Source organism: Salinarimonas sp. NSM (genome assembly GCF_052380005.1).
GTDB lineage: Bacteria > Pseudomonadota > Alphaproteobacteria > Rhizobiales > Beijerinckiaceae > Salinarimonas.
This window is the reverse complement of record NZ_JBQTCJ010000076.1, coordinates 1-21,897: the sequence shown is the minus strand read 5'-3', so window position 1 is coordinate 21,897 and position 21,897 is coordinate 1. Positions and strand designations below refer to the sequence as shown.

At 63.4% G+C, this 21,897-nt stretch carries 20 protein-coding genes and 1 pseudogene; 12 read left to right on the top strand and 9 right to left on the bottom strand.

Annotation, left to right across the window (positions count from 1 at the left end; translation table 11 throughout):
* The 5 genes and pseudogenes from ACTZWW_RS20440 to ACTZWW_RS20420 form a co-directional block, all read right to left on the bottom strand.
* Nucleotides 1–295 (bottom strand): annotated as a pseudogene (locus tag ACTZWW_RS20440) (allantoinase); the annotation flags it as partial.
* Entirely contained in the window at nt 292–981 is a 690-nt protein-coding gene (locus ACTZWW_RS20435; protein WP_444782811.1) for a TetR/AcrR family transcriptional regulator, read from the bottom strand. The pseudogene ACTZWW_RS20440 and the gene ACTZWW_RS20435, both read right to left, overlap by 4 nt.
* A 102-nt stretch (nt 982–1,083) precedes the next feature.
* The gene (locus tag ACTZWW_RS20430) at nt 1,084–2,013 is read right to left on the bottom strand and encodes an ABC transporter permease (protein WP_444782810.1); all 930 of its coding nucleotides are present in this window, start codon (nt 2,011–2,013) and stop codon (nt 1,084–1,086) included.
* Nucleotide 2,014: 1 nt separating this feature from the next.
* A complete protein-coding gene (locus ACTZWW_RS20425; protein ID WP_444782813.1) occupies nt 2,015–3,133 on the bottom strand; it encodes an ABC transporter permease in 1,119 nt (372 codons plus the stop codon).
* Complete coding sequence (locus ACTZWW_RS20420) at nt 3,117–4,655, bottom strand: ABC transporter ATP-binding protein (protein WP_444782809.1); 1,539 nt, start codon at nt 4,653–4,655, stop codon at nt 3,117–3,119. The genes ACTZWW_RS20425 and ACTZWW_RS20420 overlap by 17 nt, the downstream gene beginning before the upstream one ends.
* A gap of 272 nt (nt 4,656–4,927) precedes the next feature.
* On the opposite strand from ACTZWW_RS20420, the gene xdhA reads away from it, so the two are divergent.
* The 10 genes from xdhA (at nt 4,928) to ACTZWW_RS20370 (ending at nt 16,194) form a co-directional block, all read left to right on the top strand.
* Nucleotides 4,928–6,457 carry a xanthine dehydrogenase small subunit gene (gene xdhA / locus ACTZWW_RS20415; RefSeq protein ID WP_444782808.1) on the top strand — a complete coding sequence of 510 codons (1,530 nt, stop codon included), beginning with the start codon at nt 4,928–4,930 and terminating at the stop codon, nt 6,455–6,457.
* Between the two features lie 52 nt (nt 6,458–6,509).
* Entirely contained in the window at nt 6,510–8,804 is a 2,295-nt protein-coding gene (gene xdhB, locus ACTZWW_RS20410) for a xanthine dehydrogenase molybdopterin binding subunit (RefSeq protein ID WP_444782812.1), read from the top strand.
* An 11-nt stretch (nt 8,805–8,815) separates the two neighbouring features.
* Nucleotides 8,816–9,664 (top strand): xanthine dehydrogenase accessory protein XdhC, encoded by an 849-nt coding sequence (gene xdhC / locus ACTZWW_RS20405; protein WP_444782807.1) that lies wholly within the window; start codon nt 8,816–8,818, stop codon nt 9,662–9,664.
* A complete protein-coding gene (gene uraD / locus ACTZWW_RS20400) occupies nt 9,661–10,161 on the top strand; it encodes a 2-oxo-4-hydroxy-4-carboxy-5-ureidoimidazoline decarboxylase (protein ID WP_444782806.1) in 501 nt (166 codons plus the stop codon). The genes xdhC and uraD overlap by 4 nt, the downstream gene beginning before the upstream one ends.
* Nucleotides 10,158–10,499 carry a hydroxyisourate hydrolase gene (gene uraH / locus ACTZWW_RS20395; protein ID WP_444782805.1) on the top strand — a complete coding sequence of 114 codons (342 nt, stop codon included), beginning with the start codon at nt 10,158–10,160 and terminating at the stop codon, nt 10,497–10,499. The genes uraD and uraH overlap by 4 nt, the downstream gene beginning before the upstream one ends.
* Complete coding sequence (gene guaD / locus ACTZWW_RS20390; RefSeq protein ID WP_444782804.1) at nt 10,499–11,860, top strand: guanine deaminase; 1,362 nt, start codon at nt 10,499–10,501, stop codon at nt 11,858–11,860. Before uraH ends, guaD begins: the two co-directional genes overlap by 1 nt.
* On the top strand, nt 11,860–13,059 hold the full coding sequence (locus ACTZWW_RS20385) for a urate hydroxylase PuuD (protein WP_444782803.1): 1,200 nt from the start codon (nt 11,860–11,862) through the stop codon (nt 13,057–13,059). The genes guaD and ACTZWW_RS20385 overlap by 1 nt, the downstream gene beginning before the upstream one ends.
* 415 nt (nt 13,060–13,474) lie before the next feature.
* Nucleotides 13,475–14,539, top strand: a complete 1,065-nt coding sequence (locus tag ACTZWW_RS20380) for an ABC transporter substrate-binding protein (protein ID WP_444782802.1) — start codon at nt 13,475–13,477, stop codon at nt 14,537–14,539.
* An 81-nt stretch (nt 14,540–14,620) separates the two neighbouring features.
* Nucleotides 14,621–15,409 (top strand): ABC transporter ATP-binding protein, encoded by a 789-nt coding sequence (locus ACTZWW_RS20375; protein WP_444782801.1) that lies wholly within the window; start codon nt 14,621–14,623, stop codon nt 15,407–15,409.
* Nucleotides 15,406–16,194 carry an ABC transporter permease gene (locus ACTZWW_RS20370; RefSeq protein WP_444782800.1) on the top strand — a complete coding sequence of 263 codons (789 nt, stop codon included), beginning with the start codon at nt 15,406–15,408 and terminating at the stop codon, nt 16,192–16,194. The genes ACTZWW_RS20375 and ACTZWW_RS20370 overlap by 4 nt, the downstream gene beginning before the upstream one ends.
* On the opposite strand, the gene ACTZWW_RS20365 is transcribed toward ACTZWW_RS20370, so the two are convergent.
* Both ACTZWW_RS20365 and ACTZWW_RS20360 read right to left on the bottom strand, forming a co-directional pair.
* Complete coding sequence (locus ACTZWW_RS20365) at nt 16,195–16,590, bottom strand: DUF2750 domain-containing protein (RefSeq protein ID WP_444782799.1); 396 nt, start codon at nt 16,588–16,590, stop codon at nt 16,195–16,197. It lies immediately after the preceding gene.
* 125 nt (nt 16,591–16,715) lie between these two features.
* Nucleotides 16,716–17,762: an isopenicillin N synthase family dioxygenase gene (locus ACTZWW_RS20360; protein ID WP_444782798.1), complete on the bottom strand. Its 1,047-nt coding sequence runs from the start codon at nt 17,760–17,762 to the stop codon at nt 16,716–16,718.
* Between the two features lie 530 nt (nt 17,763–18,292).
* On the opposite strand from ACTZWW_RS20360, the gene ACTZWW_RS20355 reads away from it, so the two are divergent.
* Complete coding sequence (locus ACTZWW_RS20355; protein ID WP_444782797.1) at nt 18,293–19,648, top strand: amidohydrolase family protein; 1,356 nt, start codon at nt 18,293–18,295, stop codon at nt 19,646–19,648.
* 55 nt (nt 19,649–19,703) lie between these two features.
* Here the strand turns inward: ACTZWW_RS20355 and ACTZWW_RS20350 are convergent, their stop codons facing one another.
* Together ACTZWW_RS20350 and ACTZWW_RS20345 are read right to left on the bottom strand one after the other, a co-directional pair.
* The gene (locus ACTZWW_RS20350; RefSeq protein ID WP_444782796.1) at nt 19,704–20,783 is read right to left on the bottom strand and encodes a BMP family ABC transporter substrate-binding protein; all 1,080 of its coding nucleotides are present in this window, start codon (nt 20,781–20,783) and stop codon (nt 19,704–19,706) included.
* A gap of 258 nt (nt 20,784–21,041) precedes the next feature.
* Nucleotides 21,042–21,500 carry an META domain-containing protein gene (locus tag ACTZWW_RS20345; RefSeq protein WP_444782795.1) on the bottom strand — a complete coding sequence of 153 codons (459 nt, stop codon included), beginning with the start codon at nt 21,498–21,500 and terminating at the stop codon, nt 21,042–21,044.
* A gap of 11 nt (nt 21,501–21,511) precedes the next feature.
* Here ACTZWW_RS20345 and ACTZWW_RS20340 point away from each other — a divergent pair.
* Nucleotides 21,512–21,897: hypothetical protein (locus ACTZWW_RS20340; RefSeq protein WP_444782794.1), on the top strand; the 386-nt coding region annotated here is incomplete at its 3' end.

Genomic DNA, 21,897 nt, shown 5'->3' with positions numbered 1-21,897 from the left:
CCGTCAATGTCGGATGCCGCCGGCGGAACTCCCTGAGGATGCGGCACACACCGGCCCGGGAACCGTATTCGTATATGGACTCCATGCTCAGGTGGCGGTCCGGATAGGCCTGGGCACCGATGATTTCCGAGAGAAAGGTTTCCGAGTGGCTGTCCCCATGCAACACACAGTTCTCGCCCCCTTCCTCGTAATTCAGTACAAACTGCACCGCAATACGGGCATTTCCGGGCCAGGTCACCCGGGGTGGGTGTTCGCCGTAGCCAATCAGGTCTCTCGGGTAATCAGCATTGTTCATGAAGGCCTCTGCAAACCGCAGCCCCGCAGGATCACATCGGTGAGAAAATCAGCCGCATGGTCAAAGTCCCGCTTCTCATACTCGGCCTTGTTTTCCACCATCAGGATCTGCACCTGGAAGTCTGCGTAGTGTTGGGTGGATGACCAGATCAGGAAGATCAGCTGTACCGGGTCTACCGGTGCCATTCGCCCAGTGTCGATCCAGTGCTGGATCACCTCCGCCCGGCCCCGCACCCACTCCCGCATGTTGGTGCGCAGGTGGTCCAGCAGGAACGGTGCCCCCTGGATGATCTCCATGGCGAACAGCCGAGAGGCCAGCGGGTATTTGCGGGACATTTCCACCTTGGTGCGAATGAAGGCTGCCAGTGCCTGGGCCGGATCGTCTTCCGGCTTGATCTCGGTGAACACCCGGTTCCAGCGGCCCAGGATGTCATCGAACATGGCCGCGTACATCTGCTTCTTGTTACTGAAGTAATAAAGCACGTTGGATTTCGGCAGCCCGGCCCGTTCCGCGATGTTCTGGATGGTCGCACCCCGGAAGCCGTGCTGGGCAAACTCCTGCTCGGCCGCGGCCAGGATTTTTTCCCGGTTGCGCTCGCGGATCCGGCCCGGCCGGTATTTGCGGCCCTTGTCCGGGCTGGCGTTGCGGCGAAGGGGTCTGGCATCCGCGACAGCGTTGTTGGTCATAAGCGTCTCTCTTTATCCATTATCGGGTCGTCCTGACGTATGGAATTCTGCCCAACAATGACTATGGATCAAAACACCGTACAGCGCCTGCCATCTGTCCTGTCACCGCCCCGGCCGATAGGGCTGACCGAGCGAGAGTGGCGTGTTCAGCCGGGTCCGGGCTGGGTTCCAGGACAACAACACCAGCATGATGATGGTCACCAGGTAGGGCAGCATGGCCAGAAACTCTGTCGGGCTGCGCCAGCCCAGCCCTTGCAGCACCAGGTGCAGGATGCTCGCCGCACCGAACAGGTAGGCCCCCAGCAACACCCGCTCTGGCCGCCAGCTGGCAAACACCACCAGCGCCAGGGCGATCCAGCCGCGACCGGCGGTCATGTTTTCCGTCCACATCGGCGTGTAGGCCAGCGACAGATACGCCCCGGCCAGTCCTGCCATGCCGCCGCCGAAGGCCACCGCCACGTAGCGGATGGTCAGCACCTTGATACCGTTGGCCGTGGCCGCTTCGGGCGCTTCTCCCACCGCCCGCAGTAACAGACCACCCCGGCTGTATCGCAGGAAGACATACACCACCACAAACAGCACAAAAGAGAGGTAAACCAGCGGGTCCTGATGGAACAGAACCCGGCCCAATACCGGAATATCGCTCAGTAGCGGAATGGCCACTCGACTGAAGCCACCCAGGGACTGGCCCACATAGCCGGCGCCGATAAAGGCACTGAGGCCGATGCCGAAAATGGTCAGGGCCAGCCCTGCGGCATACTGATTAGCGGCCAGAGTCACCGCCATAAAGGCGAACAGCATCGCCATGGCCATGCCGGCAACGATGCCCACCACCACCCCGACCGCCAGGCTGCCGCTGGTGAGGGCCGCGATAAAGCCGGCCACGGCGCCCATCAGCATCATGCCTTCCTGCCCCAGGTTGAGCACCCCGGAGCGTTCGCACACCAGTTCCCCCAGGGCCACCAGCAGCAGGGGCGTACCCGCCACCACGGTGGCCGCCAGAATATTGGTCAGCAGCAGCGTATCCACCATATCAGCTCTCCCGGGCCGGCGTTGACTGTGCGGGCTTTGCTGCAGGGACAGGTGCCCCCAGCGGCCGTTTCAGGCGCACCCGGTAGTGTATGAAGGCATCGCAGGTCAGCAGGTAGAACAGCAGCAGCCCCTGGAACAGGCCGGTCACCGCCTTGGACATACCCATGGCAATCTGCAGGAACTCGCCGCCCATGTAGGTCAGGGCCAGCAGTGCACTGGCGGCGATGATGCCAAGGGCGTGCATCCGGCCGAGAAACACCACAATGATGGCGGTATAGCCATATCCGGGGGACACCTGGGGCACCAGCTGGCCGATGGGCCCGGTCACTTCCGAGGCACCGGCAAGGCCGGCGAGAGCACCGGCCACCAGAAACGCCAGCCAGGTCAGGCGACGGGCACCGAATCCGGCGAAGGCGGCGGCACGGGTATCCTGCCCCAGCACATTGAGCTGAAACCCCGTCAGGGTGCGGCTGAACAGCACCCACACCGCCACTGCTGCCAGCAGGGCAAAGGCCAGCCCCAGATGCAGGCGGGTGCCGGACAGCAACGAGGGCAGCCGGGCGGCCTCGGCGAACATCACCGACTGGGGAAAGCCGAAACCGAACGGATCCTTCAATGGCCCGTGCACCGCGTACAACAAAAGGTTCAGGGCAATGTAGTTGAGCATGATGGTGGTCAGGATTTCGTTGCAGTGCAGGTGGGTTTTCAGGCCTGCCGCCAGCCCGGCCCAGACCGCACCAGCCGCAATACCGGCCAGTAACACCAGCGGCAACACCCAGAAACCGCTGCTGTCCAGCAGTTGCAAGGCAACGAAACTGGCGCCCAGAGCCCCCATCAGGAAGTGCCCCTCAGCCCCGATGTTCCACAGCCGCGCCCGGTAACAGACCGTCAACCCGGCCGCACACAGCAGCAGGGGCGCCATTTTCAGGCCCAGTTCCGCCAGGCCGTGGCGATCGCTCAATGGGGTGATAAAGAAATAGGTCAGCCCCTGAACCGGGTCCTTGCCCATCACCAGGAACATGACGAAGCCGGTAACAATGGTCAGCACCAGCGCCAGCAGCGGTGACAACCAGCGCATCAGCTGTGAATCCAGTGGGCGCCGCTCAAGCAACAGCATCAGACACCTCCCCGGACGGGCTGAAATCCCCGGCCATCCAGCGACCCAGCTGTTCGATGGACAACTCGGAGGTTTTCGCCAGTGGAGACAAACGCCCCTCACAGAGGGCGCCGATGCGATTGCACAGCTGGTAGAGTTCGTCCAGATCCTCGGAAATCAGCAGCACTGCCGCCCCACGATCCCGCATGGCCACCAGCGCCTCATGAATGGCCACCGCCGACCCCACATCCACCCCCCAGGTGGGGTGGGAGGCCACCAGCAGGCGGGGGTTCTGCAGTGCCTCGCGGCCAATGATGAACTTCTGCAGATTGCCACCGGACAGACTCGCAGCCGGGCTGTCGACCCCGGCACAGCGCACTCCGAAGCGTTCCACGATGTCCTCAGCAAAGCGGCGGGCCTGGCGATAGTTCACCAGATTATGACTGACCAGACCGGAGCCGGACGCGGTCAGGAGCGCATTCTCCACCAGCGACATACCCGGCACGGCGCCGCGGCCGAGGCGTTCTTCCGGCACCACCCCCAGCCCCATCTGCCGACGCGCCACCGGTGACAGGGTGCCCATTTCCTTGCTGCAGAACCGGATCATGCCCCGGGGTGAGCGGATTTCCCCGGACAGCGCCTTGAGCAGCTCGTCCTGGCCGTTGCCGGCCACGCCGGCGATGCCGACGATCTCGCCCTCCCGCAGACTGAAGGCAATGTCCCGCAGGCTGGTCCCGAACGGGTCGGTGCTGCGGTAGGTCAGGCCTTTTACATCCAGCAGGGTGGCGCCGGGGTGTGCTGTCGAGACGTTTGTCGACAGAGGGGTATTGTCACCCACCATCAGCCGGGCAATGTCCCGGGCACTGACCTCCGACGGCCGGCAGTCACCACTGACCCGCCCCTGCCGGAGCACGGTGGCGTTGTGGCACAAGGCCCGGACCTCTTCCAGCTTGTGGCTGATGAACAGAATGCTGCAGCCCTCCGCCGCCAGCTGACGCAGTGTGCTGAACAGCGCGTCCACTTCCTGCGGCGTCAGTACCGAGGTGGGCTCATCAAGGATCAACAGGGTACTTTCCTGAATCAGGCAGCGGACAATCTCGACCCGCTGACGCTCCCCCATGGACAGCGTACTGACGTAGCGGCGGGGATCCAGCGCCATGCCATAGCGCCCGGACACCTCACGTATCCTGCGATCGAGCTGACGACGGTCCCGGGCTTCATCCGCCGGCAGGCCCAGGGCAATGTTCTCGGCGACGGTGAGGGTCTCGAACAGCGAGAAATGCTGGAACACCATACCCACGCCCAGCTCCCGGGCCCGCGCCGGGTTGTCCATGGTCACTTCCTGACCGTTCCAGAGTATGCGGCCGGCATCGGGCTGGATGACGCCATAGATCACCTTCATCAGGGTGCTCTTGCCGGCGCCGTTCTCCCCCAGCAGCGCATGAATCTCGCCCGCCTCAACGGTCAGGTCAACGCCATCGTTGGCGCGGCAGCCGGGGTACTGCTTGACGATGTTCTCCAGCTTCAGGCGCAGGGCACCGCTCATAAAACAACCTCTTTCCGGCATGAAAACAACATTTGCTGACCAGATAATCAGGATTTGATGATTCGCTGACTGGCCTCAGCAATATGCTTGCCAATGTTTTTCCGGCCTGCCGTCCGGACAGGAAAGAGCCCGCAAGAACGATTAATGAACCAACTGGTCAGATTTTTGCAGAGCCAGTCTCCATGATCAGGGGAAGCATGCCCCGCCCCCATGGCGGAACCCGCCGGCGGCTGCTACACCCCTTATAGAGCGACGACAGCGGAGAACGCCCCGTGATTGAATTCTATCTGAACGGACAGCCCCGGATTCTGGAGAACCCTGACCCAAATCTGAGCATCCTCGAGTGGTTACGCACCAAAATGCGGCTGACTGGCACCAAGGAGGGCTGCGCCTCCGGCGACTGCGGCGCCTGTACCGTGGTTCTCGGCAGCCCGGTCACCGGCAGAACCGGCAATGCCAAGGGCATGGAGTATCAGGCCATCAACAGCTGCATCACCCTGGTGGGCAGCCTGCACGGCAAACACCTGATCACCGTCGACGCCCTGCAGGAGGCCCCCGGGCATCCGGTGCAACAGGCCATGATGGAACACCATGGCGCCCAGTGTGGTTTCTGCACACCGGGCATCGTGATGTCGCTGTTTGCCCTGCACTGCCATCAACAGGGCGAGGCGGCGGACGATCACACCCTGCTCGAGGCGCTCTCGGGCAACCTTTGCCGCTGCACGGGTTATCGCCCCATCATGGCGGCCGGCCGCGATGCCATGGTGCAGAGCTGGACGCCACCAGCGCCGGATCAGCCGGCTCCGGCGGGCAGCCGCAAGTCCCTCCTGGCGCCCACCCTGACCGACAATACCATCACCCGCGAACTGGGCGACATGGCCCGCCGTCACGGCTCATTTTCATCGCCTGAAGGCCGTCGTTACGACGCCCCGGTCAGCCTGCAGGAACTGCGGGATCTGCGTCGTTGCTACCCGCAATCACGACTGGTGGCCGGCAGTACCGATCTCGCCCTGGACATTACCCAGCAGCTGAAACAACTGGATCACCTGATCACCCTGGAGCGGGTGCCGGAACTGCAGACCCTGTCCAGCGCCCAGGACGAGCTGGTGATTGGTGCCGCAGTCGTCTACGAGCACTTCCGTAAACCCCTGGCCCGGCTGTGGCCGGACTTTGACGTCCTGCTGGGCCGGCTCGGCTCGCTGCAGATCCGCAACCGCGGCACCCTGGGTGGCAACATCGGCAATGCCTCTCCCATCGGCGACATGCCGCCTCCGCTTATTGCCCTGGAGGCCACGCTGGTGCTGGACGGCCCCGATGGTGAGCGACGGCTGGCCATGGAGGACTTCTTCCTCGGCTACAAGAAAACCGACCTGCGCCCCGGGGAGTTCATTCGCTCGGTGCACGTGCCGGCGCCGCGGGATAATGAACAGCTGTATATCTACAAGGTCTCCAAGCGGCTGGATGACGACATCTCGGCCGTGCTCGGCGCCTTCCGCCTGACCCTCGACGGTGGCAAGGTCACCGGCTGCCGATTGGCCTTTGGTGGCATGGCCGCCACACCGGCCCGGGCCAGGGCCGCCGAAGCCGCGCTGCTCGGCCAGAGCTGGAACGAGCAGGCCCTCACCCGCGCCATCGCTGCCCTGAGCACCGATTTCAGCCCCATGTCCGATGTGCGGGCATCCGCCGGTTACCGTTTGCAGGTGGCGGGTAACCTGCTGCGCCGCGCGTACCTGGCCAGCACAACAGCCGGCCACAGCCCGGCCCTGATGGTCACCGGATTCGAGGTAACCAGCCATGCGTAAACTGCCCCTGAACACCCCCACCCCGGCCCACAGCGCGCAAGGCGTTGCCGGCATGAGCGTCAAACACGACAGCGCCTGGAAGCACGTCAGTGGCCAGGCCCGCTACATTGATGACCTGCCCGAACCGGAAGGCCTGCTCCACGCCGCCGTCGGCCACAGCGAGCAGGCCCACGCCCGCATCCTGGCCATGGACCTGGACGCGGTCAAAGCCTACCCCGGCGTAGTTGCGGTGGTCACCGCGGCGGATGTGCCCGGCCATATCGACATCGGCCCGGTGTTCCCCGGCGACCCGGTGCTGGCAGACGGGGTGGTGGAACACGTCGGCCAGCCGGTGTTTGCAGTCGCGGCCACCTCCCACGAGGCCGCCCGCAAGGCGGCCCGGCTGGCAAAGATTGACTACGAGGCCCTGCCCGCCGCCGTCACGGTTGAGCAGGCGCTCGATCAGCAACTGTTCGTGCGACCCAGCCAGACCTGGCGCAGGGGCGATCCGGACTCGGCCATCAAGACCGCACCCCATCGTCTGCGGGGCGAGCAGCACGTGGGCGGCCAGGAGCACTTCTATCTGGAAAGCCAGGCCTGCCTGGTGGAACCGACGGAAGACGGCGGCATGTTCGTGCACACCTCCAGCCAGCATCCTTCCGAGGTGCAGAAACTGGTGGCGGAAGTGCTGGGTTTGCCGATCCATGAGGTTCAGGTGGAGGTGCGCCGCATGGGTGGCGGCTTTGGCGGCAAGGAAACCCAGGCCGCAGCCCTGGCCTGTGTGGCCTCCCTGCTCGCCCGGGTGACTGGCACGGCCATCAAGTACCGGCTATCCCGGCCCGACGACATGGTGCAGACCGGCAAGCGCCACGACTTCTACAACACCTGGGAGATCGGCTTTGACGACGATGGCCTGATCCGCGGCGCAGACATCATGGTGGCCGGCCGCTGCGGCTTTTCCCCGGACCTGTCCGATGCCATCGTCGACCGGGCCATGTTCCACGCCGACAACGCCTACTTCCTGGACCAGAGCCGCATCGTCGGCCACCGCTGCAAGACCTACACCGTCTCCAATACCGCCTTCCGGGGCTTTGGCGGCCCCCAGGGCATGATGGTGATCGAACAGGCGATGGATGACATTGCCCGCTGTCTCGGCAAAGACCCGCTGGATGTGCGCCTCACCAACCTCTACCGCCCCGGCCGGGATGTCACCCATTATGGCCAGACCGTGGAGCACCACGTATTGCCGGAGCTGATGGCCCGGCTGGAGGCCAGTTGCGACTACCGGGCCCGGCGCCAGGCCATCCTCGCCTTCAACCGCAGCAGCCCGGTGCTGAAGCGGGGCCTGGCCCTGACTCCGGTGAAGTTCGGCATCTCCTTTACCGCCAAGCACCTGAACCAGGCGGGCGCGCTGGTACACATCTACACCGATGGCAGCATCCATGTGAACCACGGCGGCACCGAAATGGGCCAGGGCCTGTACGTCAAGGTGGCCCAGGTGGTGGCCACCGCCTTCCAGGTGGACCTGGAGCGAATCAAGGTGTCCGCCACCCGTACCGACAAGGTGCCCAACACCTCGCCAACTGCGGCATCTTCCGGCTCTGACCTGAACGGCATGGCGGCGCTGGACGCCTGTGAGAAGATCCTCGCCCGCCTGACCGACTTCGCCGCAGAACACTGGCAGGTGCCGGCAGAACAGGTTCGCTTCGAGAACAACCAGGCGGTGGTCGGAGACTTGCGGGTGCCCTGGGCCGAGTTTGTGCAGAAGGCCTACATGAACCGGGTGTCGCTGTCGTCCTCCGGCTTCTACGCCACCCCGAAGATCCACTTCGACTACGAGAAAGGGGAAGGCCATCCGTTCCTGTACTACGCCAACGGCGCCTCCTGCTCCGAAGTGGTGATCGATACCCTGACCGGCGAATACCGGGTGCTGCGCACCGATATCCTGCACGATGTGGGGCGTTCCCTGAACCCGGACATCGACATCGGCCAGATCGAAGGGGGCTTTATCCAGGGCATGGGCTGGCTGACCACGGAAGAGCTGGTCTACAGCGACGACGGCCGCCTGCTGACCACCGGTCCGGCCACCTACAAGATCCCGGCGGCGTCCGATACACCGCCGGACTTCCGGGTCAGCCTGCTGCCGGACAGCCCCAACCGGGAAGCCACCGTGTTCCACTCCAAAGCAGTGGGTGAGCCGCCGCTGATGCACGGCATCTCCGTGTGGAGCGCCCTGCGGGACGCCGTGGCCAGCGTCAGTGACTATCGCTTCAACCCGCCCCTGGACACCCCAGCCACACCGGAACGGGTGCTGCAGGCGGTCACCGCCAGCCAGCACTGGCTGACACAACAGCAGGAGTCGCACTGATGGACAGGCAGATGACCTGGTACCAGGCGGTCAGCCACTGCGAACAGCAGGGCGAACCCTATGTGCTGGTGACCGTGTTAGGGGTGACCGGATCGGTGCCCCGGGAACCCGCCAGCAAGATGGTGGTGACCGGTGAGCGGAGTTACGACACCATAGGCGGCGGCCACCTGGAGTACCGGGTGTGCCAGCAGGCCCGGGCGCGGCTGGCGGGCCGGCAGTTCGGCACGGAACTGACCCACTTTCCGCTGGGAGCCAGCCTTGGGCAATGCTGTGGCGGCAGTGTCTCGGTGTTGCTGGAGACCCACCCCGGCTGCGAGCAGCGGCTGGTGGTGTTTGGCGCCGGCCATGTGGCCAGGGCCCTGATCACTGTACTGGGGCAACTGCCCTGGCGGGTCACCTGGGTGGACAGCCGCGCCGACCAGTTTCCCGAACAACTGCCCGGCAATGTGCGCCGGCATCTGACCGACGACCCGGTAGGCGACGCCCCCGACCTGTGTGATGGTGCCCAGGTACTGATCCTGACCCACAACCACCAGCTGGACTTCGATCTCTGCCAGACCCTGCTGAATGCCGGCCGTGACAGCGGGCTGGGGCTGATAGGCAGCGACACCAAGGCCGCCCGCTTCCGCCAGCGGCTGGCCCACCGGGGCTTCAGTGATGAGGTCATTGCCCGTATCCGCTGCCCGGTGGGCCGTCGTGATGTGCCGGGCAAGCGGCCGATGGAAGTGGCCGTTTCGATCATGGCAGAACTGCTGACCCTGACCGCAGTGTCGCCGGGCACCGAGACCCGCCGCGGCCTGCAATGGAAAGAACTGCGGGGGCTGATCACCAGCGCCCCGGAAGGAGCACCCAACGAATGACCCTGGAACAACTCAACCGCCTGCCCGCAGAACAGGCCGCCCGCCACTTTCAGGATTGCTGCGCGGCACAACCCTGGATCGACGGCATGGTTGCCGGACGCCCCTACGCCAATCGTCAGGCCCTGCTCGCCCGCAGCCAGGCACTCTGGCCGACCCTGACCGAAGCCGACTGGCTGCAGGCCTTCGAGGCCCACCCGCAGATCGGTGACGTCGACAGCCTCAAAAAGAAATACGCCAGCACCAAAGCCCTGGCCAGTGGCGAACAGGCCGGCGCCCGTGAAGCCTCCGATGAAATACTGCAATGCCTGAAAGCGGGTAACGACGCCTACCTGAACACCTTCGGTTTCATCTTCATCGTCTGTGCCACCGGCAAGAGCGCAGCGGAAATGCTGGCGCTGCTGGAAGACCGCCTGCCCAACTCCCGCGACGAGGAAATCCGCAACGCTGCCCGGGAACAGGCGAAGATCACCGAACTGAGACTGGAGAAACTGCTATGAGCAAGAGTCCCATTACCACTCACATTCTCGACCTGGGCCGCGGTCTTCCCGCCGCTGGAGTTGATGTAATTCTGGAACGGGTCACCACGAATGGCACCGAAACCCTGGCCAGCGGAAGCACCGACGCCGACGGCCGCATTATGCAGTGGTTCGACGCCCCGCTCAGCCCCGGCCATTACCGCCTGCGCTTCGCCACCGGCGCCTGGTACCAGGCCCGGGGCCTTGAAACCTTCTATCCGGAGGTCAGCCTCGACTTTCAGGTCAGCGACACCGATGCCCACTACCACGTCCCCCTGCTGCTGAACCAGTGGGGCTATTCCACCTACCGGGGGAGCTGATGAGCCAGACCATAGCCACTTTACCTGCCGGCTGCACCGCCATTCGCGGCCAGATTCTGCAGTTTCTGGATGACCCCGGTAACGGCCCCGAGCCGGCTCCGGGCAGCTACCAACACCTGCCGGATGGCCTGCTGGTGATGCATCAAGGCAAAGTGATCGCCTGCGGTGCCGCAGCTGAGTTGAGTGCGCTGCTGCCGGCCGATACCCCGGTCACCCGTTACCCGGACAGCCTGATCCTGCCGGGCTTTATCGACACCCACGTGCACATGCCGCAGCTGGGCGTGATCGCCAGCTACGGCGCCCAGTTGCTGGACTGGCTGGAGAACTACACCTTCCCCCACGAATCGAAGTTCGCGGACCAGACCTTCGCCCAGGCCGAAGCTCATCGCTTCACTGACCTGCTGCTGAGCCACGGCACCACCTCCGGTCTGGTGTTCTGCACCTCCCACCCCGGCTCGGTGGATGCCCTGTTCAACGCCGCCGAAGCCCGGGGCATGGGCCTGCACGGTGGCAAGGTGATGATGGACCGGTTCGCTCCGGACGCCCTGATGGACACCGCGGGCAGCAGCTACGATGACAGCCGTGCCCTGATCGACCGCTGGCACCACAAGGGCCGTCAGCGCTATGCCATCACCCCCCGCTTTGCCGCCACCTCCACCCCGGACCAGCTGGCAGTGGCCGGGCAGCTGGCCCGGGAAACCCCGGACGCCCTGATCCAGACCCACTGGGCCGAGAACCACGCCGAAATCGCCTGGATTGCCGAGCTGTTCCCGGACCGGGCCAGCTACCTGGACGTGTACCATCACTATGGCCTGCTGGGAGACCGCACGGTTCTGGCCCACGGCATTCACATCGACGATGAAGACCGCCGCACCCTGGCCGACACCGGCACCCGTATCGCCTTCTGTCCTACCTCCAACACCTTCCTTGGCAGCGGCCTGTTCGACTTCCGCAGTGCCCGGGGTGCCGGTGTCACCGTGGGTCTGGCGTCGGATGTCGGCGGTGGCACCAGCCTGTCCATGCTCGCCAGCATGGCCGAGGCCTACAAAGTCTGCCGCCTGCGGGACCAGCCCCTGACACCCTTCCAGGCGTTCTACCTGAGCACCCTGGGCAATGCCCGGGTACTGCATCAGGGCGACGAGATCGGCAGCTTCCGCCAGGGCGCCTGGGCCGATGCCGTGGTCCTCGACCTGAATGGCGGCCCGATGCTGGCCATGAAACACGAACAGCCGGGTACGCTTGCCGAAACCCTGTTCAACCTGATGATCCTCGGGGACGACCGCACTGTGGCCGCCACCTGGGTGGCCGGCCAGTGCCAGTACCAGCGCCCGGCCACCACTGTTAACAAGGAGCCCGTCTGATGGAAGCCTACCTGAGCGAATGGCTCAGCCTGATCATCCGCTGGTTCCACGTAATCGCCGGAGTTGCCTGGATTGGCGCCTCCTTCTACTTCGTCTGGCTGGATAACCATTTGCGGGAGCCGCCGGACTGGAAAAAACAGAAAGGCATCAAGGGTGATCTGTGGGCAATCCACGGTGGCGGCTTCTACGAGGTGGCCAAATACCGCCTGGGGCCGGAGCAGATGCCGCGGGAGCTGCACTGGTTCAAATGGGAAGCCTACAGCACCTGGCTCAGCGGCATGGCGCTGCTGTTCGTGGTCTATTACATGGGCTCACCGGGCTACCTGATCGACCCCTCCAAAGCCCAGCTCAGCGGCGGCGCTGCCATCGCCATCGGCCTTGGCACCCTGCTGGCGGTGATGGTCATCTACGAAGCCCTGATCCGCAGCCCCCTGGCAGACAACGGCAAGGCCTTCGGCCTGGTGCTGTTCGCCATTCTGGTGCTGGTCAGCTGGGGCCTGTTCCAGGTGTTCTCCGGCCGTGGTGCGTACATCCACGTGGGGGCAGTGATCGGCACCATTATGGTTGCCAACGTCTTTCTCGGCATCATCCCGGCCCAGCGGGCACTGGTCGGCGCCGTGGCCAGAGGTGAAGAACCCGGCGAACGGGTCGCTCACCTGGCCGCCCTGGCCAAACTCCGCTCCACCCACAACAACTACCTCACCCTGCCGGTCATCTTCATCATGATCAGCAACCACTACCCGCTGTTCTACAGCCACCCCCACGGCTGGGCCATCCTCGCCGCCATCGGCTTCATCACCGCCTACGCCCGCCATTACTTCAACCTGCGCCATCAGGACATCAACAAACCGTCGATCCTGGTCATTGCCGGCGTGCTCACCATCGCCCTGATCTGGGCCCTGGCCCCCGCCCCACGGCCGGCGCCACAACAGACCAGCAACCAGCCGGCCGTCACCGATGCCGACATCCAGACCCTGATGGACACACACTGCATCGCCTGCCACGCCCCGGAGCCCAGTCACCCGGCCTTCCAGGCCCCACCCGCCGGTATCGCGCTGCAGGACTTGTCACTCCTCCTGCAACACCGGGACAAGGTCCGCCAGTCCGCCGTCAACTCCCACTACATGCCCCTGGGCAACCCGACGGGAATGACAGAGGACGAGCGCCAGGCGTTGGGACGGTGGCTGGATGAGCAGTAGATAACGCAGATTTGGGCAAGGAGCGGGAACAGCAATAACCGCAGCCGGAAACAGGGACGTGGGGCGGTCTTGCCAAAATCGTGCGGAGCCAGGATGGCGGAGCCCGAGCGCACAGGGACGTGTTTACAGCGTATTTTGGCAAGACCGCCCCACGGCCCTGTGCACAATACCGGGGCATTACCAGTTGGCCGGCGCCCAGGAATCGGGCAACCTGCCCCTTAAACCCGGCACCCCAAAAACCAGAACCCCCGCACAGCAGACCAGTTGGTCAGGTTTTTACCCACTCCCCACCCCGATCCCACCACTCTGGTACGCCCCTTGCTGTACCTCTTCCACAGAGGGACGGCCCGCACCAACGCTGCCCCCATTCAGCCCAACCCGACATCGCCCAACATCAAGAACGAGAGGTAGTACCATGAAGGATCAGCAACCACGCAAGGGCCTGATCAACCGCATCAGCCGTGCCATCGCCGTGACCGCCAGCCTCGGCGCTCTCGCCATCGGCGGCCTTGGCCTCAGCAGTGCCGCCCACGCCGACACCAACATCCGCTTCACCCTCGACTGGCGCTTCGAAGGCCCCTCTGCCCCCTTCCTCATGGCCCTTGAACGGGGCTACTTCAAGGAAGAAGGCCTCAACGTCACCATCGACTCCGGCAGCGGCTCCGCCGGCGCCGTGACCCGGGTAGCGACCAATGCCTACGACATGGGCTTCGCCGACTACAGCGCACTGACCGAAACCACCGCCAACAACCCGGACACCGAAGTCACCGGCATCTACATGGTCTACAACGCCATGCCCGCCGCCGTCTTCGCCCTGAAACGCTCCGGCATCGAAACCCCCGCCGACCTCAAGGGTAAAACCCTTGGCGCCCCGGTGTTCGATGGCGGCCGTAAAGCCTGGCCGTCCTTCGCCCGTCATAACGGCCTGAACGTGGACGACGTCACCTGGCAGTCCGTGGAACCCGCCATCCGTGAAACCCTTCTGGCTCGCGGTCAGCTCGACGGCATCACCGGCTTCTACTTCACCAGCCTGCTCAACCTTGAAGCCCGGGGCGTCGATCCGGACGACATCGTGGTCCTGAAATATCCGGACTACGGCGTCGAGTTCTACGGCAACACCATCATTGCCCGTAACGAACTGCTCGAAGAAAACCCGGAGGCCGTGCGGGGCTTCCTGCGTGCCTTCAACCGCGCCCTGCAGGAAACCATCGCCGATCCGGAAACCGCCATTGCCTACGTCAAGCAGCGCGATGCCCTGATCGACGAGGCACTGGAGCTGCGCCGCCTCAAACTGGCTCTGGAAACCAACGTGATCACCGATGAAACCCGGGCCGAAGGCCTCGGTGCCATCACCACAGAGCGCATGGAACGGGCCCTTGCCGACATGATCGCATCCTACAACCTGGAGCCTAAGCCGGAACTGGAAGCCCTGTTCGACAGCAGCTTCCTGCCCCCGATCGCGGATCGCATGATCGACTGAGCACCGCCACGCAGGACCCGTCCGGCGACGGGTCCTGCCTGTCAAAAACCTCAACCTCCAACATTTACCGCCGGAGTTTCGATGGATCTGGTCACCTTTGAGAACGTCAGCATGCGCTATGGCGACGAGGACAGCCCCCTCGCCATTGAAGACATCAGCCTGACGGTCAAGGAAAACGAGTTTGTTGCCGTGGTCGGCCCCTCCGGCTGTGGCAAGTCCACCCTGATGAAGCTGGTCACCGGCCTGGCGCCCCCCAGTGATGGTTATGTCTATCTCGGCGGGAAACAGGTATCCGGCCCCCAGGAGGGCGTCGGCATGGCCTTTCAGGCTTCCAACCTGCTGCCCTGGCGAACCACCCTGGAAAACATCCTGCTGCCGATGGAAATCGTTCAGGAGTATCGCCACCGCTTCAAGAAAGAAAAGGCCCTGTTCGAAGAGCAGGGGCGGGCCCTGCTGAAACGGGTCGGCCTGGGTGGCGTGGAAGACAAGTTCCCCTGGGAGCTGTCCGGCGGCATGCAGCAACGGGCGTCCATCTGCCGGGCCCTGATCCACAAACCGAAACTGCTGATGCTGGACGAGCCCTTCGGCGCCCTGGACGCCTTCACCCGGGAAGAACTCTGGTGCATGTTGCGGGACCTGTGGCAGGAAGAGCCGTTCACCGTGGTGCTGGTTACCCACGACCTGCGGGAAGCCGTATTCCTGGCAGACACCGTGTACGTGATGAGCAAGGGCCCGGGCCGCATCCTGGTGCGCAAACCGGTGGAACTGCCCCGCCCCCGGGACATTGCTGTTACCTACAGCGATGAGTTTGCCGAACTGGTGTTCGAGCTGCGGGACCACATTGGCCGTATCCGGGAGAAAACCACATGAAGCTGACCCCTGCCAAACGCCGCAAACTGCTGATCCAGGCCAGCCCCTGGCTGCTGCTGGTGTTCCTGACCCTGTTCTGGGAACTGGTGTGCTTCGCCTTCAAGGTTCCCACCTACCTGTTCCCGGCCCCCTCCGACATCTGGGCCGCTTGGCTGCAATACCGGGCCCCGATCATGCAACACGCCCTGCAGACCCTGTTCACCACCGTCACCGGCTTCGGTATTGCCGTGGTGTTCGGGCTGATCCTGGGGATTCTGGTGGGCTCATCACCGGTGATCTACAAGGCGCTCTATCCACTGCTGGTGGGTTTCAACAGCATCCCAAAAGTGGCCTTCGTGCCGGTGCTGGTGGTGTGGTTCGGCATCGGCACCGTGCCCGCCATACTGACCGCGTTCCTGATCTCCTTCTTCCCGGTGGTGGTCAACATGGCCACCGGCCTGGCGACCCTGGAGCCGGAACTGCAGGACGTGCTGAGATCCCTCGGCGCCAGCAAGATGGACATCCTCAAGAAGGTCGCGCTGCCGCGCTCCATGCCCTACTTCTTCGCGTCCCTGAAAGTGGCCATTACCCTGGCGTTTGTGGGCTCGGTGATCTCCGAAACCGTGGCCTCCAACCTCGGCATCGGCTACCTGATGATGTCCGCCAGCTCCACCATGAACATGGGACTGGTCTTTGCGGGGCTGGTGGTGATCGGCATCATGGGCGTGGCCATGTACGAGATTTTCGCCTTTGTCGAGCGCCGCATGACCAAATGGGCCACCCGGGGCTCCGAAATGGCGTTCTGATCAGAACGCCGATAGTTCCTCCTGCAGATCACTCTGCAGCTCGGCGGGGGCGGTGATCCAGAGGGTTTCATCTGCCCCCGGCAACACTCCGATGTCGATGCCGTCCCGGCTCAGGCCGGGTACCCACTTGCGGAAGAAATCGGGCAGTGAAAGGCTCTTGGGCGTCAGGTCTGCAGAGCCTTCGGCCCAGGCCACCGCAAACTCCGCCAGCGGCCAGACCGGCAGATAGTCGACGCCGTCCTCTTCGGAGGAGATTTTCAGGAAGCGGTTATCGCTGTTGATCAGAATCCAGATCTCCCGTTCCTCCGCCACGCAGCTCAGGAAGTAGTCGTAGCGTTCCTCACCGTTCATTGCGAGTACGGCGTTCAGTTCGTCATTGCTTAGTTCTTGTCCCACCACCGTCTCCTGTCTCACCTTCAATGTTCAGAGCAGGATACCCTGAACCCGCAGGCCGAAACAGGAGGCCGGGCGACGAATCACCACGGGCGAACCGTGTGTTCGCCCGTGTGCGTGCGCCGCGCTTACTTCTTGCCTGCAAAATTCGCCTGAATCCGTTGCAGCAGGTAGTCCCGGGCGGTGATCGGGGGGTATTTGCCCTCGGGGCCTTCAATGACCACGTCCTTGTTGGCCTGGCAGAAGAACGCGATGCTGTAGCGGGGTCCGTTGTAGTCGCCCGGTTTCGGCATGCGGACCCGGTGGAGGGTGGATTTGAGGCGGTCGTCGCTCCAGCGCATCAGCATGTCACCGATATTGCAGGTGATCAGCTCGTCTTTTGGCATCACACTGAACCATTCCCGCTGATCACCGGCGCCTTCCGCGTCTTTGCCGGGGCTGACCTGCAGGCCGCCCTGGCCGTCCCGCTGGAACACCATGGTCAGGCAGTCGAAGTCGGTATGGGCACCGGCCCGCCACAGACGTTCATCGGCCAGATCCCGTTCAGCCACCGGCAGGTAATGGAGCAGGCGCAAGGTGCTCTGGTAATCCGGCTGACGCCGGTCATGGGCGCGGGTGAAGAAGTCCCGTTCAAAACCCAGCCGCTCGGCAAAGCAGGACAGCACCTTCATGCCCAGTTGCCAGGCTTCATATTCGAACGCCAGCATCACCCGCTGGAACTCCGGCACCACCGTCTGGTTCGGCCACAGGTCGTCCATGTGCGGCAGGGTGATCTGGAAGGATTCCTTCTGGTCGGCGGTGCCGGTGGAAGGCCGCACCTGAGACATGAACTCCCAGCCGGCGTTGAGCCCTTCTTTCAGGGGAAAACGCTGTTTCTGCTCCGCCGGCAAGGCAAAGAAGGCTTCGGACAGGGCAAAGGCGTTACGAACCTTCGTGACGTCCAGGCCATGGTGGGCCAGCTGGAAGAAGCCCACTTCGGTGGCGGCCTGCCATAGCTGGTTGGTGATCTCCTCTCTGCGAGCGTCGAAGTCCGTCAGGTCAATGACCGGAATTTCCCGGCTGGTTTCCCGGCCAAAGCCACCGAAGGTGGTTTCCAGCTCCAGCTCTTTCAGGCCGTAAAGGGGTTTGCTGCCAGCGGTGGGCGAGGAGGTATCAGGGGAAGTGGTGGTTGTCATGGGTGTCTCCAAATCGTAACTGTCATTGAAGACCGGGCACAGGCAGAGACTGCTGGAAGCAGGTCAACCTGCACTGGCGGCACGTTCGGCCAAACCCGGTCGCAGGCTGAGCAATGACCCGAAGCCGCTGGCTCCTGACTGCTTCTACTCAAGCACAACCCGGGGCGGCACCGTCACGGCGGCCACCCTGGTTACCTATAAGGCAAGCAGGCTTTGTGCCAGCGTGAATGGCTGACAAAAACACCCTATCTTCAAAGTGTTGCATTCAACGACCTGCTGCGCGGCGAGGCTTTCACGCACCACTTCGGTGCCCTGCGCCGCGATAACGCACTGTCGTGCAGCCCGGAACAGCGGCCGGACTGAGCCCATCACCCGCAAATACAAGAGCTGTCCAACTGGTCAGGATTGGAGGGCTTTTTGCATTGAGTCTGTCTGTTGCAATCAAACAACCCACAACCATCAAGAGCAGAAGCGGTCAGGGGATACTGTGTGCCCCGGGACATTGCTCGGAACCTGAAAGGAGCAAGCCTATGGCCTGGCTGATCCGTAATGCCACTGCCGTCTATTCGAAAGAACACCCCACTGCCACCGATATCCGCATTGCCGATGGCCGCATCACCGCCCTTGGTCAGGGCCTGGAGCCCCTGCCCGACGGCAGCGAAACAGTGCTCGACGCCCGCGGCTGTGTGATCTGGCCGGGGCTGGTCAATACCCACCACCACCTGTTCCAGTCCATCCTCAAAGGGGTGCCGGCCGGCATTAACCAGGATCTGGGGGACTGGCTGAGCTCGGTGCCCTACCGGTTCTGGCCGAAGATCACCCCGGAGCTCATGTACCACACGGCTCGACTGGGCCTTTACGAGTTGCTTCGCTCCGGCGCGACCGCCTGTGCCGATCACCACTACCTGTACCACCGCACGACGTCGCCGGAGATGGAAGAGGCGGTCTGGCAGGCAGCGGAGGAGCTGGGCATCCGCCTGGTCCTGTGCCGCGGCAGTGCCGATGAGCAGGGGAGCCATCAGGGCATGATCGACCACGGCATCGAACCGGAAACCCTGGATCAGATTCTGGCGCGACTGGAACACAGCCACCGCCGCCACCATCAGGACGGGGGAAACGCCATGAAAAAACTGGTGGTGGCGCCTACCAGTCTGATCCACTCCAGCTCTCCGGAAAGCCTCCGTCTGCAGGCCCGCTGGGCCCGGGAGCAGGGGCTGAAAATGCATTCCCATCTGCTGGAAGTGACCTTCGATGAGGTTCAGGCTCGCCACAAGTACAACATGAGCGCCATCGACTATGCCGAGTCCGTGGGCTGGCTGGGCAGTGACGTGTGGTTTGCCCACCTGGTCCACAGCGATGCTCATGCAATCCAGCGGCTGGCCGCCACCGGTACCGGCATTGCCCATTGCCCCACCTCCAACTGTCGCCTTGGCAGCGGCATTGCCCCGGTGACAGCCATGGCCCGGGCGGGCGTTCCCGTTTCCATGGCGGTGGACGGCTCGGCCTCCGCCGAATCCGGCTCCATGCTGCAGGAGCTGACCATGACCTGGCTGATCCATCGGTCAGTCCACGGGCCCGAGGCCACAACTCTGGAACAGGTGCTGGACTGGGGCAGCCGCGGCGGCGCCGAGCTGCTTGGCCTGCATGAAACCGGCGCTCTGGCGGTGGGCAAGGCAGCGGACCTGGTGCTGTTCGATGTGGATCAACCCCGGTTTGCCGGCGTGCACATGCCGCTGATGGCACCGCTGATGTGCGGCGAACCGGTTACGGTGCGGGACAGTTTCGTGAATGGTAAACCGGTGGTTCAAGACGGTCGGGTAGCAGGGCTGGATGCCGGCGAGCTGACCCGCAAGGTGCAGGAGGGGGTGAAGGCATTGCTGGCCTGATCAACGCCATTGATGAGCCCCGGAGCACAGTCTGTGCCCGGGGCATGTACATGTTTTACTGCGGATAGTTCGCCGTCATACCTTCTACGTACCAGTTCATGCTGGCCAGCTCTGCCCGGGTCATGCTGACACCTTCCGGCACTTTCAGTTCGCCGGCCTGATTTTTCAGGGGTCCGGTGAAGGGGTGGAACTCACCACTGCGAATGGATTCGGTTACCGCATCCACCTGTTCACGCTGCTCCGCCGTCAGCCGGTCGCTGACCTTGACGATCTGGATCACGTCCTCGGCGATACCGCCCCAGTAGTCAGCGGACTCCCAGGTACCGTCCATCACCTGCTGGATGGTGTCGATATAGTACGGCGCCCAGTCATTTACCACGGACAGCAGGTGCGCATTGGAACCAAACTCGCTCATGTCAGACGCCTGACCCACCGCCCAGTTGCCACGGCGTTCCGCCGCGATCATCGGTGCCGGACTGTCGGTGTGGGAAACAATCACGTCCACCCCCTGATCCATCAGGGTGTTGGCGGCATCGGCTTCGCGGGCCGGATCAAACCAGGTGTTGACCCACACCACCCGCAGGTCGATGTCCGGATTAACCGATTTCGCGCCCAGATAGGTGGCGTTGATGTCGCGGATCACTTCCGGAATCGGGAAAGACGCGATGTAGCCGATGGTGTTGGTTTCACTCACCAGGCCGGCAGCCACACCGGTTACGTAGCGGCCTTCATAGGTCACCGACAGATAGGTACCTAGATTGTCATCCCGCTTGTAACCGGTCGCATGCAGGAAGGTGGTATCAGGGAACTCTTTGGCCACCCGTTCAGTGGGGTTCATAAAGCCAAAGGAGGTGGTAAAGATGACATCATGGCCGGTCTGGGCCAGGCGACGGATGGTGCGCTCGGCGTCAGCGCCCTCGTTGACATTCTCAACGTAGGTGGTGCTGACCTTGTCCCCGAAATGGGATTCTACCGACAAGCGGCCCTGGTCATGCTGATAGCTCCAGCCGTGGTCACCGATGGGGCCGACGTAGACGAAGCCCACTTTCATGGGGTCATCGGCCATCGTGACCGTCGGTAACGCAAGGGTGGAGGTAACAGTGGCGGCCAGAACCAGACTGCGTTTCAGACTCATGGATACATCTCCTGAACGGATTGGGGATCGTGAAGGCCCTTACTGCCTCCGGATGGCAGGGCCGGAGCAAAAAGCTGGCCAATCGTTCAGGAAATCAGGAGAAGCCCTGTCATACGGGTGTCACGGAGGCACCAGAATGTCCGTCACGCGGAGTTCGTTGCCCCGGTCAACGAAAAACCCGCTGCCCTGCGCACAGGCACAGGGCAGCGGGTTCAGGGAATGCATTGTATGGGGGCGCGCAATACAGGGTGCCCCGTGTCAGGGCAGTGCTACGGCCTCAAACCGGGCCAGCTCACGACCCTGCTCATCCAGCAACTTCAGCACCTTACCCCGCAGATTAACCCCCGCAGTGGCGGAAAAGGCCTCGTAGAGGGGCGCCTCGATGTTGTCGTCAAGGCAGGCCATCTTGGTGCTGGCCATGGAATCAAACAGCAGATACGCCGCCTGCAGGGTGTATTGGCCGACGAAGCGGTTGCAGCCGCTGAAGCCGTGCACGCGGCCATCATCCAGCAGGATCATGTGGGGTTCCGTATCACGAACACCGGTTTCGACCGTATGCTCGCCCACCTGCGCCAGCTGCCAATAGGTGTTGGTCAGGGGTGCAGTCGGGACGGGACGATCACCCCCTGCGGTTGTGGTTCCGGGACCACCCGCACAGCCCGTCAGGGCCAGCAGGGTGACCAGCACCAGCGCGAACGTCAGTTGTATTCCTTTCATTGGATCACTCCTTGCCAGAAACGGAGGTTCAGCCACCTGCTGCTGAAGCTCCTGAAGTTTATCAGCTCTGCCCGAAAAGGTATGTGACTTTACCCCGGTGTCCACGCCTGAAAGCCGCACTTGTCACAGACATAACTGGCATTGATGCGGTTTTTTCTGATATTTTCAGACTGCCGGTTTCCGGTGCGTGCCGCTACCTTGCCGGCTCTTTTGATCGCACCCTGCTGTCCCCCATCCGCTCCGGAGAGGGTTTCACCGGCTCCCCACGACGAAAACGAAAGGCCCGGACCCCGATTGTTCAGAGGCCGTTTGACCGGGCTATATCTATGTCGCTGTTACTGTTTCTGGTGATCCCTCTGGTGGGCTGCGTCATTGCCGGCTGCATGCCTGCCTATGC